At 32.6% G+C, this 14,413-nt stretch carries 13 protein-coding genes; 4 read left to right on the forward strand and 9 right to left on the reverse strand.

Features of this window, described 5'->3' with window-relative positions; all coding sequences use genetic code 11:
* From sds to BS621_RS01605, 5 genes are read right to left on the reverse strand one after another with little or no spacing between them, the layout of a single operon-like run.
* Positions 1–972 carry a solanesyl diphosphate synthase gene (gene sds, locus BS621_RS01585; protein WP_077141579.1) on the reverse strand — a complete coding sequence of 324 codons (972 nt, stop codon included), beginning with the start codon at positions 970–972 and terminating at the stop codon, positions 1–3.
* A 27-nt stretch (positions 973–999) separates the two neighbouring features.
* Positions 1,000–1,794, reverse strand: a complete 795-nt coding sequence (murI, locus tag BS621_RS01590) for a glutamate racemase (RefSeq protein WP_077141580.1) — start codon at positions 1,792–1,794, stop codon at positions 1,000–1,002.
* The gene (locus BS621_RS01595) at positions 1,791–2,876 is read right to left on the reverse strand and encodes an N-acetylmuramoyl-L-alanine amidase (protein ID WP_077141581.1); all 1,086 of its coding nucleotides are present in this window, start codon (positions 2,874–2,876) and stop codon (positions 1,791–1,793) included. Before BS621_RS01595 ends, murI begins: the two co-directional genes overlap by 4 nt.
* A complete protein-coding gene (locus tag BS621_RS01600) occupies positions 2,876–3,703 on the reverse strand; it encodes a carbon-nitrogen hydrolase family protein (RefSeq protein ID WP_075448521.1) in 828 nt (275 codons plus the stop codon). The genes BS621_RS01595 and BS621_RS01600 overlap by 1 nt, the downstream gene beginning before the upstream one ends.
* Positions 3,704–3,733: 30 nt before the next feature.
* On the reverse strand, positions 3,734–4,462 hold the full coding sequence (locus BS621_RS01605; protein WP_077141582.1) for a 2-phosphosulfolactate phosphatase family protein: 729 nt from the start codon (positions 4,460–4,462) through the stop codon (positions 3,734–3,736).
* Between the two features lie 130 nt (positions 4,463–4,592).
* On the opposite strand from BS621_RS01605, the gene aroA reads away from it, so the two are divergent.
* From aroA to glmU, 3 genes are read left to right on the forward strand one after another with little or no spacing between them, the layout of a single operon-like run.
* A complete protein-coding gene (gene aroA, locus BS621_RS01610) occupies positions 4,593–5,909 on the forward strand; it encodes a 3-phosphoshikimate 1-carboxyvinyltransferase (protein ID WP_198025703.1) in 1,317 nt (438 codons plus the stop codon).
* Positions 5,910–5,922: 13 nt separating this feature from the next.
* Entirely contained in the window at positions 5,923–6,828 is a 906-nt protein-coding gene (locus tag BS621_RS01615; protein WP_077141583.1) for a tRNA (5-methylaminomethyl-2-thiouridine)(34)-methyltransferase MnmD, read from the forward strand.
* Between the two features lie 25 nt (positions 6,829–6,853).
* Positions 6,854–8,203 (forward strand): bifunctional UDP-N-acetylglucosamine diphosphorylase/glucosamine-1-phosphate N-acetyltransferase GlmU, encoded by a 1,350-nt coding sequence (glmU, locus tag BS621_RS01620; protein ID WP_077141584.1) that lies wholly within the window; start codon positions 6,854–6,856, stop codon positions 8,201–8,203.
* Position 8,204: 1 nt separating this feature from the next.
* Here the strand turns inward: glmU and BS621_RS01625 are convergent, their stop codons facing one another.
* From BS621_RS01625 to menD, 4 genes are read right to left on the reverse strand one after another with little or no spacing between them, the layout of a single operon-like run.
* Entirely contained in the window at positions 8,205–9,578 is a 1,374-nt protein-coding gene (locus BS621_RS01625; RefSeq protein WP_077141585.1) for a UDP-N-acetylmuramoyl-tripeptide--D-alanyl-D-alanine ligase, read from the reverse strand.
* A 7-nt stretch (positions 9,579–9,585) separates the two neighbouring features.
* Entirely contained in the window at positions 9,586–11,043 is a 1,458-nt protein-coding gene (gene glgA / locus BS621_RS01630; RefSeq protein ID WP_077141586.1) for a glycogen synthase GlgA, read from the reverse strand.
* A 36-nt stretch (positions 11,044–11,079) separates the two neighbouring features.
* A complete protein-coding gene (gene menB / locus BS621_RS01635) occupies positions 11,080–11,937 on the reverse strand; it encodes a 1,4-dihydroxy-2-naphthoyl-CoA synthase (RefSeq protein ID WP_077141587.1) in 858 nt (285 codons plus the stop codon).
* 35 nt (positions 11,938–11,972) lie between these two features.
* Positions 11,973–13,736, reverse strand: a complete 1,764-nt coding sequence (gene menD, locus BS621_RS01640) for a 2-succinyl-5-enolpyruvyl-6-hydroxy-3-cyclohexene-1-carboxylic-acid synthase (protein WP_077141588.1) — start codon at positions 13,734–13,736, stop codon at positions 11,973–11,975.
* A 50-nt stretch (positions 13,737–13,786) separates the two neighbouring features.
* Here menD and lepB point away from each other — a divergent pair, with 50 nt between their 5' ends.
* A complete protein-coding gene (gene lepB / locus BS621_RS01645; protein ID WP_077141589.1) occupies positions 13,787–14,371 on the forward strand; it encodes a signal peptidase I in 585 nt (194 codons plus the stop codon).
* Positions 14,372–14,413 lie beyond the last annotated feature (42 nt).

A 14,413-nucleotide genomic window follows, 5' to 3' on the forward strand; every position in this document is an offset into this window, starting at 1 on the left:
CTAATAAATACGGCTTAGAACAAATTCTGGTAGAGCCATTAAAGCTCTTTTGTATTCTGAATCAGGAAGCCAGGCAATAGCTTCTTTAGAAAGCATTGCAAATTCCTCAGCTAGTTTCCTGGAACTTTCAATAGCTTTAGAGTTCATGATGATATTAAGAGCATCATCTAGATCATCTTTTTCAGCAAGTTCTCTATTTATAAGAACTGACAAATGTTTATTTTCTTCTAAGGCATATAAAACTGGGGCGGTAAGATAACCACTAGCAAGATCACTTACAGCAGGTTTTCCAAGTTGTTTATCGTTTCCAGTAAAGTCAAGAATGTCATCTACAACTTGGAATGCCAAACCAATATTTTTGCCAAAGTCATACAAAGAGGTTAAATTTTCGTCATTTATCCCACTCAAAACTCCAGCTGCTTTGCAACTATTAGCTATTAATGATGCTGTTTTAAAATAACTTTTATTGATATACTTGGAAAAAGATTGAGCCGAATCAAATCTATTTAAATTTTGTTTAATTTCACCCTCTGCCAAATCCATTATTACTCTACTAAGTAATTTAACTACATTTACATTATCAAGATTTGCTAAGTGCCAACTTGCTTGAGCGAATAAAAAGTCACCCGCCAAAACAGCTACTCTGGTATTAAATCTACTATGAACTGTATCTACTCCTCTTCTTGTAGACGCCTCATCAACTACATCATCATGAACTAATGAGGCTGTATGAATCATCTCAGTTATTTCAGCAAGCCTTTTATGCTTGGTTGTCAAGCGAAATTCAGGTGATATAGCTCTTGAAATCAATAAAACTATTCCAGGTCTCAACCTTTTTCCCCCAGCACTAAAGAGGTGTTCTGCTGCGGCTTGAAGAATTGGGTGCCCAGCTCCTATTAGATTTTTCAGTTCTAAAATAAGATCATCAAGATCATTTTCAACTGGTTGTAGTAGCTCTGTTACTGTATTCATGATTGACCTCTTCTATATCTTAAGGAATCAAACATTACTTCGGAGGTTAACCAACCTAATTTCTTTATTAATTCCAAGCCAAAATTTTACTTTATTGGAAAAATCATCTCTTTCTGAAGTAACAAAAAATTTTACACTTTCGAAAGGAATACTCTCATAGCAGTCAGTTTCTGGAATATTAAAAGATTGATTAAATTTTTTTATTAATGCTACCGATGGATCAATAATTTTTATATTTGAATCCAATTTTTTTCTTAAAAAGTCATAAATTAAAGGATAGTGACTACATCCAAGTATTAATTCTTCAATATTTTTGTTTATTAGCGGTCTTAAGTATAAATCTGATAAACTATTTATCTTATCAAGATTTAATTTTTCTTTTTCAATTTCTGATACAAATTCTGGACATTCTTGCTGAAATACTATCGTATTGTCTTTTTTAGCATTTATAGCTTTCTTGTAATACGATGATCTAACAGTTGTTTGTGTTGCCAGGACACCAATTATTTGTTTATCAACTATTTCCGATACTGAGTTTATAAGATCAAAACAAGGGACCTCTAGCTTATCTTCAAGAATATCAAGCGCACAAGCATTTGTAGTGTTACAAGCAACTAAAAGTGCATCTAAATTCTTATCAACAAAAAAAGTACAAATCTCCTTTGCAATTAATCTAATCTCTTTAGAATTTTTGCTTCCAAAAGGTATTCTTTTTGTATCCGCCAAATAAAAAACTTCTACATCTTTACGAGTTTTTAGTAAAGAATTAAGGATAGTAAAACCACCTATTCCGCTATCAAATATCCCTATTTTAAGTTTCACCCTACTTTATCTAGATATTCGAGGATGCCTTTTACAATTGCATAGGCTAATCTTTTTCGATGATTTATTTTCTCTAATCTTCTTGCATCTAATCTTCCCGTTAAAAATCCAATTTCTACTAGGACTGCGGGCATCCTAGTATTTTTAATTACATAAAATCGACCTTGTTTAACTCCTCGATCAGGACTCCCAGGGGAAACTCTTAAAATTTGTTTTTGAATTCTTTTCGCGAGTAATCTTCCTCTCCACCCTCTGTAATAAAAGGTTTCCAATCCATTTATGTCTCTTCTTTTACCTCTTGAGGCATTTGCATGAATACTTACAAAAATATCTGCATCCGTATTATTAGCAATGGAAACTCTTGGAGGCAAATCCAAATCAACGTCATTTGTTCTAGTCAAACTTACTTTGACACCTTTTTCAGAAAGTAAATTTTTAACTATTTTTGAAACCTCTAGGACAACATCTGTTTCTCTAATACCACCTATACCTATCGCTCCTGGATCAGGTCCTCCATGCCCTGGATCGATTACAACCTCAAACTTGTTTCGTTCTACCTCTGGTAGTTTCAAGTAACCATAATTATTTTTCTTCTTATGAATTACATTTTGATTTGCTTTGATATTTCCTCTTTTCTTTTCAACTAAACCTTCACCAATCTTTTTAAATGAATATTTTGAGTTAAATAGTTTAATTCTCCATCTATTGTGATCTAAGCCAACCATTTGCCAAGTCAAAGGTTTCAAATAAGTCTCTTCCTTAAATTCAATTACTAGTCTTGTTTTACCCTTATCTGGTTTACCTAATCTAATTTCTTTTATTGGGCCATTACCTACTATTGTTCTGGGATTTTTTAATTCCCCTGGAAAATCTACCCAGAATCTATCTCCCGATATTTGGTTAGCCTTCTGAAAGTATGCTTTTAAATTTGTATTTGATTTAGTTCTTAATTCTAAAACCCCATTAGTATTTATAGCCCATGCCGCAAGAGCACTTGAAGATTTAACTGGAAGGATTGAAGAATTTAAAAATAAAAAAACGGATAAATAACGAAAAAGTTTATTATCTAAAAACTTTATCATTAGTTTGAAAACAATTTGTTTTTTCTATGTTTAAGGCTTGGCATCTGCTCCCTAATTTTCTTTACTCTTTCTTTATCCGCAGGTGCTATTGCAGCTCCCTGAGTTTTTCCGGCATCAGATAAAACTGTACCCCAAGGGTCAATTACCATTGCATGGCCATGACTTTGCCTTCTTCCATAATGAATACCAGTTTGAGCTGGAGCGACTACATATGCTGTATTCTCAATTGCTCTTGCTTGTAATAGGATCTGCCAATGATCTTTTCCAGTGAATGCTGTAAAAGCTGCGGGAATCATAATTAGCTCAGCACCATTGGAAGACAAATATCTATAGAGTTCAGGAAATCTAACGTCGTAACAAATTGATAATCCTATTTTGCATAAACCTGGGACATCTACAACAGGTGGATATTCTGCTCCAGATAAAATAGTGGATGATTCCTTGTATAAATTTCCATCAGGTAAATCAACATCAAACAAATGAATCTTGTCGTATTTTGCCAAAATCTGTCCATCTTTCCCAAATAAGGCTGACCTATTAAAAGTATGACTATCATCACCAGCAGGGACAGGATACCCTCCTCCTAAAAGAAATACTTGATATCTTTGTGACATAGTTTTCAGAAAATTTGTACACTTCTCTGACAATTCTGAAGCTAATCTAAGTTTTTCATCATCTCCTCCTAAAAAAGCAAAATTTTCAGGCAATCCTATTAACTCAGCACCTCTTCTAGCAGCTAATTCAATCTGTTCTTCTGCTTCAGTAAAATTTTCTTCAACATTTGAAGTACTCGTAATTTGCAATGCAGCTACCAAAAAATCAGTCAAGACTTTACTCCTAATGAACCAATTCGTAAATCATGAGGCACGAATCACACCTCTTTCAACTTGAGCTGGAACAATATCTAAGCAATCAAGTTCAGAGCAACATTTAAAATCATCCTCATAATCTCCAAGACTTGTCAATCTTTTGCCATGGGTTGCTGTTTTTAAACATTTCAAAATATCATTTTTCCAGACATCCCAAAGTGCCAAAGCAGATTGTAATTCGTCATTCTGAATATTAATTTCGAAATCACAGTTCTGTTTTAGGTATGAAGCCAAAGCCCCAGCAGCTAAAGAATCCTCAAGTGAATAAGAGCCTTCCCAACCACTACCAAGTATTAAAACATTTTCACTTTTTAATGAAATTATTTTTTCGGCAACTGCTTTCCTATTTGGGAGACCCATAGCAAATAAATGCTTAGCATTTTTGACTTTTTGCAATGACTTAGTCCCATTAGTCGTACTCATAAATAATCTTTTACCATTAACAACTTTTTTTGTAACTGATAAAGGAGAATTTCCTAAATCAAAGCCCTCAATCTTCTTTCCGCCTCTCTCTCCAAGCATTAGTCTTTTTTCAGCTTGCCACTTAATTGCAGATTCTTTTAATAAATTTAAATCTGCAAAAACTTGTATTGAATCAGCTCCATTTTTTAAAGCCCAAGAAATTGTGGTTGTAGCTCTTAGAACATCAATGACTACTGCAACATCGGGGCTATTTTCAGGAACATCCTTTGCAACGTGATAATAAGTAAGATTAATAATAAATTCTTTTTTTTCTGAATTTATTATAGAAAACAGTTACTTAATTTGATTATTTTTTTTTAAAAAACAAACTTATTGATAATATAAAAATAATTTGTTTTTACATAAATCTTATCAAGTAATTAATTTGAAAATGAATAATATCCGCACAATAAAAGGTGGAGTAAATTTAAACGGAAAAGTAAAAGTACCTGGAGATAAATCTATTTCTCATAGAGCTTTAATAATAGGAAGTATTGCTAAGGGTGAGACTAATATTGAGGGGTTCTTACATTCTGAAGATCCACTTTCAACTGCTGATTGTCTAAGAAAGTTAGGTGTGAACATACCAGAGATAAAACAAAATGAGCCTTTTACGATTTCTGGATTGGGTCTTGATGGATTTAAAGAGCCCAAAGAAATTCTAAATTGCGGGAATTCGGGAACCACTATGAGATTATTAATGGGGTTACTTGCCGGTCAAGAAGGCAAGAATTTTATCTTAACTGGCGACATTTCTCTTAATGAAAGGCCAATGGGGAGAGTGGGCAAACCATTATCGTTGATGGGTGGCAAAATTTTTGGTAGAGAAAAAGGAAACAAAGCTCCAATCTCAATTAATGGGAATAGATTAAAAGGATGTGTTATAGGAACTCCTGTAGCGAGTGCTCAAGTGAAATCTGCAATCTTATTAGCAGGCCTTAAAGCTTCTGGAACCACTTCTGTTATTGAACCAGCATCTTCAAGAGATCATACTGAAAGAATGTTAAAAGCATTTGGAGCAGACATCAGTATCAGAGGAGAATTAGGAAGGAATATAGTTATCAAGTCAGGTGGCAACTTAATTGGCCAGAGAATATTGATTCCTGGAGACATAAGCTCTGCTTCTTTTTGGATGATTGCTGCATCTATTGTTCCAAATTCGGAGGTTTTAATTCAAAATGTAGGACTAAATCCCACAAGAACCGGGATTTTAAATGTAATGGATTCAATGGGGTGTGATTATGAGATTTTAGATGAAACGACTATTGCAGGTGAACCTATTGGATCTATTAAAGTAAAGACTTCAAATAATTTAAGATCATTTACTATTGAAGGAGATATTCTCCCAAAACTTATAGATGAAATTCCTATCCTTACTGTTGCTGCCTGTTTTTGTAATGGAGTTTCTGAAATTAAGGATGCACAAGAATTAAGAGTTAAGGAGACAGATCGATTAAAAGTCATGGCACGACAGTTACAAAAATTCGGTGCTGAAATAATAGAAAAAGAAGATGGGTTAATTATTAATGGGCAATCAAAATTTCATTCTGCGGAAGTAGACAGTGAAACAGATCATCGAGTAGCAATGAGTCTTGCTGTTGCTTCACTTCTTGCCAAAGGTACCTCAAAAATCATGAGAGCGGATGCAGCTAGCGTCTCTTATCCCACTTTTTGGGAAGAGCTTGCCAAACTAACTAACTAGCCTTAAAAAGTTTTTGTCTGAATTAATAGAAGTTTTAACTAAAGATGGTAGTTACTCTTTAAGAAGTGTATTTTTTAAAGAAAACTTTCATAGTTTATTGGGCGCATTGGAGGAAACAAAGTCAAAGTTTACAGCTACCTCTAATTTGCAAAGATTTAAGGGAAAATCTATTAATGTTTTGGATATATGTTTTGGTTTGGGATACAACTCCGCTTCTTTATTAGATGAATTAATTAAACAAAAATCGTATTTAAATTTGTATGCGTTGGAGATTGATAAAAAGCCTCTTGAATATTCGCTTAGAAATAAATCTTTTTTTAAATTATGGGATCCAAAAGTCAGAACAATTTTTGAATCACTTTATCGAAAAAATTACTTTGAGGATCAATTTTTCAAGTGCAGTGTATTGTGGGGTGATGCTAGAGAAGAAATCAACATTATTCCTTCATCTATTAAATTCGATCTGATTTATTTAGATGGTTTTTCTCCTCAAAAATGCCCACAAGTATGGACAATTGAATTTTTATCTAAAGTCACTGAAAATCTTAATTCTCATGGTTATTTAATTACTTATTCTTCTGCAGCGGCAGTAAGAAAAACTTTAAGAAATCTTGGATTAGAAATTTTTACTATTAAGCCAAGTTTTAAAAACAGAACTTTTTGGAGTCAGGGAACTGTCGCGATATCAAAACTTGATAAGAATAAATTGAACCCAAATTTCAATTTTGAAAAGTTATCTTTAATGGAAGAGGAACATCTTTTAACTAAAGCTAGTATTCCATATAGAGATCAAGATTTAAACTCAAGTAAAGACGATATAATTAAAAGAAGATTAGATGAGCAATTTCTCTCAAATCTTTTATCTACAAAAAAATGGAGAGAGAAGTGGAGAATGACGAAGTTATCCGTTAAGAGTTAGATTTAAATAAGGATTTCAAATGAACATGTTAAGTGTTGCGATATTAGCGGCAGGAAAGGGCACTAGGATGGAAAGCTCATTACCAAAAGTTTTACATAAAATTTCCGGGAAAAGTCTTCTACAAAGAGTAATTGATTCATGTGTCGAATTAAAACCTGATCAAATTTTCGTAATTACAGGACACAAATCAAAAGAAGTACAAAAGTCAATACCAAAAGATAAAAAAATCAATTTTGTTATTCAAGAACCTCAATCAGGAACGGGGCATGCTATCCAGGTACTTTGTAAAGAAGTAAAAAAACATGAAGGAAAACTTTTGGTACTTAACGGCGATGTACCACTCATTAGGCCTAGTACTTTAAAAAGACTTTTATATTTACACGATTCAAAAAATGCTGATGTTTCTTTAATTACCACTAAGAAAACAAATCCTCATGGATATGGCAGAGTTTTTTTGAAGGGGAGTTTTATAGAGAGAATTGTTGAAGAAAAAGATTGCAATGATCTAGAAAGAGATAATCCATTAATAAATGCAGGTGTTTACTGTTTTAACTGGGGTAACTTATCAGAAATAATTAATACCTTGCAAAGCAATAATAATCAAAAAGAGATTTACTTAACAGATACAATATCTCTGCTAAAAAATTCCTCAAGTCTCGAGGTAGAGGATAATGGAGAGCTTCAAGGAATTAATAACAGAATTCAACTATCAGAGTGCGAGGAATGTATTCAGAATTCAATTAAAGAAAAACATATGCTTAATGGTGTAACTTTTATAAATAAAGCAAGTTGTTCAATTAGTGAAGAAGCTGAAATTGGTAAGGATGTAATCATAGAGGCTAATACACATATAAGGGGAAATACGAAAATAAATAGTCATTGCATTATCGGTCCAAATACTTTTATTGAGAATTCTAATGTGGGATTAAATTGTGAAATTTTAAACTCTACTGTTTATGATTCTCAGATAATGGATCATATAAAAGTTGGCCCTTATAGTCATATAAGACCTAATTCCAAAATATCTTCCCATAGCAAAATAGGTAATTTTGTTGAGATCAAAAATAGTCAACTAGAGGAAGAATCTAAAGTAAACCATCTAAGTTATATTGGTGATTCTATTATTGGAAGATCTACAAATATTGGAGCAGGCACTATTACTGCAAATTTTGATGGACAGAAAAAACATCAAACAAAAATTGGCAAAAATTCCAGTATTGGAGCAAACACAGTTTTTGTAGCACCAATAAATCTAGGGGAATCAGTAACAACAGGTGCTGGTTCAGTTATTACAAAAGACTCTAAAGATAATTCATTAGCGATCTCAAGAACTAAACAATTAAATATAGAGAATTGGAAAAAAAAGAAATCCTGATTTAGTTAATTAATTCAATAATTTTTTCAAGTTGCCAATATCTGCTCCCTTTTATAAGAATAGAATCACCTTTTTTTGTAGATTTGTTTATTTCTTGAGGTACATCTTTAATATTATTTAAAACTAAGAATTTATTCTTATCTTTAAGATAATTGGAGTAAATTTTTTCATTTTCTTTATCGCAAATAAATAAACACTTTTCTATATCTGAATTATTTATTAAGTTGAATATTTCTTTGTGATACTTTTCAGATTCTTTTCCCAATTCTTGCATACTTCCAAATATGAAAAATTTATTTCTCGGTTTTTCAAGTAGGTTTTTAATACATGCTTTTACTGACTCCGGCGAAGCATTATATGATTCATCATATATTGTTGTTTTTACTGATTTAAGAATTTTATTTCTTCCTCCTAAACTTATAAAATCAAATTTATTAAAACTTGCAAAATCAATGCCTAGCTCTTTAGCAACTGCATAAGCGAATAAAAAATTCGAAGCATTGTGAAATCCCTCAAATGAAATTTCAAAGGTATTTTCTTCAATTAAAATTGTTTTATTCGAAGGATTATAAAATCCTTGCAAATTATCATCTTTCTTAAAACTATCCTTTTGATTTTCTATATTTAATAGTTTTACTTTTATCACTCTACCTTTCCAAAATTCTTTTAAAGTTTTTTCTAGGAATGGATCATTTGCTGGAATTATTACAACCCCCTTTGGATTTAAGAACTTACTAATTTCACACTTTGCATGAGTAATATTTTTTTTTGAGCCCAACAATCCGATATGAGCTGTCCCAATGTTAGTAATAACTGCAATATCGGGTTCACTATATTTAGATAAATTCTCGATTTGTCCAATACCTCTCATCCCCATCTCAAGAACTAAAACTTTATCTTCTATATCTGTACCAAGAATAGTAAGACCAACTCCAATCTCATTATTGAAATTTGCATGAGATAATTTAATACTTCCAAGTTTATTTAAAACTCCACCAATCATTTCTTTTGTTGTGGTTTTACCAACTGAGCCAGTTATTGCAACAATAGGGATATTTAATTTTTTCCTTTTTAGCAATGCTAATTTTTGAAAAGCCTCTGTTGTGTCATTTACAACCCAATAAGGAAAATTACTAGGCAGTAATTTCTGCATCCCTTTTTTAATTACAACAGATTTAACTCCTTTATTTAAAACCTCTGGAAGAAAACTATGTCCATCAAAATTTTTACCCTTGATTGCTATAAAAAGATCATTTTTTAATAAGGTTCTACTATCAATACTTATATTCTTAAAATTCAGAAAATCTCTTTTCCCCTCTCTCAGATTTCTAATATCCCCCAAAACATTGTTTAATTCTGATAAAGAGAATTCCATTAAAAAATTAAGTCATACTTTTTTTTAAAGATGGATCAGCTGATTGTCCGTAAGAAAATTTTTCAACTTCAGCAACATCTGGCGATGGCTCTTTTATTCCGCAAACGTCTTTATACATAACTTCGTATTCAAGAGCTGATCTTTGCCAACTAAACTCTTGACTCATGGCTCTTTTTTGCAGTAATTCCCAACTATCTTTATGCCTAAATGCTTCCCAGGACCTTACTAAAGAAGTATAGAAATCTATAGGTTCAAAGCGATCAAAGCAAAATCCCGTACCATTATTATTTTCTGGGTCATGAGGTAAAACTGTATCAACTAAACCTCCAACTCGCCTTACTATGGGGATAGAGCCATATCTCATAGCAAGGAGTTGACTAATTCCACAGGGTTCAAATCTACTTGGCATTAAAAATGCATCAGAGCCACCGTAGATAAGCCTTGATAAAGAATCATCATAGGTAAGAAATACTGAGAATCTTCCTGGGTAATCTAATGCCAGTTGCCATAATCCAGACTCTAAATATCTATCTCCAGTCCCTAAAACAGCAATTTGAGAATCTGTATATGCTAATAGTCTTCTTGAAACTTGTAAAAGCAAGTCAACCCCTTTCTGATCAACTAACCTACTGACCATACCTAAAAGATATTTTTTAGGATTAACTTCGAGACCCATTTCTCTCTGCAGAATCTTTTTATTTTCTAGCCTATTTTCTAAATTCTTAATACTGAATTGTGCAGGTAAAACTGGATCTTTGGCTGGATTCCATTCATCAAGATCTATGCCATTAAGAATTCCCCTTAATTTACCTGAAATGTAATTAAGTAATCCTTCGAGGCTTTCCCCGTATTCATGGGTTTTAATTTCATCTGCATAAGTCGGAGAAACAGCATTGACCCTATCTGCGTACAACATTGCTGCAGCCATCGTGTGGTCTCCATGCATATACCAAGGACACCAAGTCATTTTTTCAAGTTTCCACCTCCAAGGGCCTTGGTATTTTAAATTATGAATTGTGAAGACAGTACTTATTTCGGGATCCTGATGCATCCACACAGGAATCATTCCAGTGTGCCAATCATGGCAATGTAGAACTTGAGGTTTCCAACAATTCCAGGCAAATTCTGCAGTGGCACTAGCAAAAAATGTAAAGCGCCAGTCCTCATTTTCGCCTCCATATATTTGGTCAGAGTCAAATGTTGGATGACCCACTAGGTAAATCACATAATTGTGAATGGGATGTTTTGCTTCATATACGGCAAAATCAGTGCCCATTGTATTTGCTCTAAAGACTGGTTCATTCGATACCTCTAAAAGACTCCACAATTTTCCATATCCTGGAATTATTACCCTTACATCGTGACCAAGTTTTATCAAAGATGGAGGCAACGAACCAACCACATCTCCCATACCTCCAACTTTGATCATTGGAGCACATTCAGCAGCGGCAAGAAGAATTCTCATTGATAATTATTTAAAAAAGTTCTTTTGAAAAATAAACTAGGGTGTCCACTTATAGTCAGAAAAGTCTGGTGGACGCTTTTCAAGGAAGGCATCTCTACCTTCTTGTGCTTCTTCAGTCGAATAGAATAATTGAGTTGTGTATCCAGATAATTCTTGAATACCTGCAATCCCATCATTCTCTGCATTGAATGAAGCTTTAAGAATACGAATAGCAGTTGGACTATTTCGTAAAATCTCTCTTGCCCAGATTACACCCTCAGCTTCTAATTCTTCAATCTTTGTAATTGCATTTATCAAGCCCATCTTCAGAGCTTCCTTGGAATTATATTTTCTACACAAAAACCAAATTTCTTTTGCTTTTCTTTGACCAACAAGTCTTGCTAAATAACTAGATCCAAAACCCGCATCAAAACTACCAACTCTTGGACCTGTTTGACCAAATATTGCATTTTCAGAGGCGATACTGAGATCACAAATTAGATGAAGTACCTGCCCTCCTCCAATTGCGAAACCAGGAACTAAAGCAATAACCACTTTAGGCAAACTTCTTATTAATCTTTGAAGTTCAAGTACATTTAATCTCTGCTTCCCTTTATCATTTTTATATCCATTTTTACCCCTTACACTCTGATCACCTCCAGAGCAAAAAGAATAAATGCCTTTCTTGTCAGGTCCCGCACCTGTAAAGAGAACTACGCCAATAGTTTCATCATTTCTTACGATATCAAATGCGTCAATGAGTTCATCTACAGTTTGAGGCCTAAATGCATTTCTTTTTTCTGGTCGATTAATTGCAATTCTCGCGATTCCCTCATCTGATTTGTGAAACAATATATCCTCATAAGATTTGCATTCTGACCAATTTAAAGTTGTTTTTCCAGGTAATACTTTCATGAAATCTAATTATTCAAAGATAGAAAATGATAAATTTAACTGCCAATTATTTTTTCTAGCAAGGCATTTTTTTTACAAATCTCATTTTCTGGATCAACATCAACTTTAATTATTACAGATTTCTGGATAGAAATGCTCCAATCTAATGCCTCTCGTAATTTTTTAAAATTTGCCACACTTTTAAAGTTTACTTGATAGCCCTCTGCGAGTTTTGGCCAGTTTATTTCTTTTGGCATAAGAAATAGTTTTTTTAATTCATCTTCTTTTAAATTTTTTTTATAAATACGATTAAATATATTTCCGCCATTATTATTTATTAGAAGAATTGTTAAGTTCATGTCGATTGAATTTTCAATCAGCCAACCGTTTATATCATGAATAAAAGCCAAATCTCCAGTCACAAGAAGTAGAGGATTTTTAATTCTAGAAATACCTAATGCAAGAGATAAAGTACCGTCTATGCCAGAAGCGCCCCTAAAGCTGAAACAATTTCTTGTTAATGTACCATTTTCTGAAAATGTGAGCCAATCTCTAATCGGACTACTCGCAGAGAGCATTATAGGATTTTCAGTTGGCCAAAGTTTTGGAACAAGATTTGCAAGCATATACTCAGTAATTTGATTATCTTGAGTAATTTTCTCTTTTAAAATTTTTTTTATCTGCTCGCCTTCCTCTATTAGATTTAAAGCCATTGGAGTAAGAGACTTTTTGTTTTTTTCGTTGATTGATAATTCTTCTAACAATAGGGAAGTGAAATTTGATAGCCCAAAATCATATTCAAATGATTTTTTTATAGGGTCCAATTTTCTATAGTTTTTTTCTTTTATAAGAATTTGTATCCCTTTGAAATTTATTAAAAACTTCTCCAAATCAATTGAGGATGACATAGGGCCAAGCCTCAAAAGTTGATGACAATTTATTGAATTTTTATTTTTTCTTAAGACTAATTCCCAATTCACGACTAGTCCTCTCAAACCAGAATAAACACCTGAAACAGGATCTGCAAATACTGGCCAACCAGTAATCTCTTGCAATCGTTCTAAAGACTTATTGAAAGAAGTTAAATCATTTATGGAACCTTGATAGGGACCTACCAAAATAATACCGGATTCATCTAAATTTAAATTTTCTGAAATTTCGAAGAATTTGTTTTTATCAGACTTTATTTCAACTTCCTGAAATATATATTTTTTCTTTAAATAAATTTTATCAAAAACCTCTAAAACATTTTTTTTATTTAAAAATGAAATACCTAAAGGCTCATCAATAGGAATATTTAAATGAATAGGACCAGGGAAGGTTGATATTTGTTTGTCAATAGATCTAACTAAATTCAAGATTTCATTTTCTTGTGTTTCATGAAGTCCATTTAGATTTGTACTTAAAACTCTTCTGCAGACTGAGCTCAAAAAATCTTCTTGATTTACTGTTTGATTAGCGCCACAATCTTTCAATCTCAAGGGTCTATCAGCAGTAAGAAATATAATACCTTTACAAGATCGGTCTGCCTCAACTGCTGCTGGCAATAAGTTACTTACAGCAGTCCCTGAAGTTGTAATAACTAAAGAGAGATTACCTGATGCAGCAGAAATCCCAAGAGAGTGAAATCCTGCAGATCTCTCATCTATTGAATTAAAAATATTTACCAGTCCTAATTTATTTAATTCTCCAGCAGCTATTGCTATAGGTGCTGATCTACTTCCAGGACATATTATTAAATTTTGAACTCCTATTTTTATAAGAAGATTCAAAAGTTGTAAACTTCTAAGAAAATTTTTGCATTCAATAGATGATGTCATAATTTATATAAATGCTTTGGGATTTTCCTAATAACTGAATTAAATAAAACATGTCTACAACTCAAGAAAAAAGAAATTCAATAATAAAGGATTTAAAAAATCTTTTAATCTGGATATCTATAGCTTTAATTATACGATGGCAGGTTATAGAGCCAAGATGGATCCCATCCGGTTCAATGCTTCCAACTCTTCAAATACAAGATAAAATTCTTGTTGAGAAACTAACCCCCAAAATCACATCCAAATCAAATCTTTCAAAACTAAAAAATAAAATAGTTGTTTTTAACGTTCCGGAACAATTAATTAATGCTGGTTATGAAGCAGATACTGCACTAATAAAAAGAGTAATTGGAATACCTGGAGACAAGGTAGAAGTAAGAGATGGTAACCTTTACTTAAATGATATAGCGCAAAACAATTACGTTTTTGACAAAAATATTAATTATTCAATGGGGCCTTTTATTGTTCCAGAAGAATCATTATGGGTGATGGGAGATAATAGAAATAACAGTATGGACTCACATATTTGGGGATTTTTACCCTATAAAAAGGTTATTGGTAAAGCTATTTTTAGATATTGGCCGTTCAATAAAATTGGACCTATTCGGTTCCCTGCCCTTAATAATTTGAATTAATGGGTACGTGATGTTGTAGGGTTTTTATATCTTGAAGTTGTA

This window comes from Prochlorococcus sp. RS04 (assembly GCF_001989455.1).
GTDB lineage: Bacteria > Cyanobacteriota > Cyanobacteriia > PCC-6307 > Cyanobiaceae > Prochlorococcus_A.

Coding starts and splice junctions, on each gene's coding strand:
- sds (WP_077141579.1), bottom strand. CDS start 972: ATGAATACAGTAACAGAGCTACTACAACCAGTTGAAAATGATCTTGAT.
- BS621_RS01595 (WP_077141581.1), bottom strand. CDS start 2,876: ATGATAAAGTTTTTAGATAATAAACTTTTTCGTTATTTATCCGTTTTT.
- glmU (WP_077141584.1), top strand. CDS start 6,854: ATGTTAAGTGTTGCGATATTAGCGGCAGGAAAGGGCACTAGGATGGAA.
- BS621_RS01625 (WP_077141585.1), bottom strand. CDS start 9,578: ATGGAATTCTCTTTATCAGAATTAAACAATGTTTTGGGGGATATTAGA.
- glgA (WP_077141586.1), bottom strand. CDS start 11,043: ATGAGAATTCTTCTTGCCGCTGCTGAATGTGCTCCAATGATCAAAGTT.
- menB (WP_077141587.1), bottom strand. CDS start 11,937: ATGAAAGTATTACCTGGAAAAACAACTTTAAATTGGTCAGAATGCAAA.
- menD (WP_077141588.1), bottom strand. CDS start 13,736: ATGACATCATCTATTGAATGCAAAAATTTTCTTAGAAGTTTACAACTT.
- lepB (WP_077141589.1), top strand. CDS start 13,787: ATGTCTACAACTCAAGAAAAAAGAAATTCAATAATAAAGGATTTAAAA.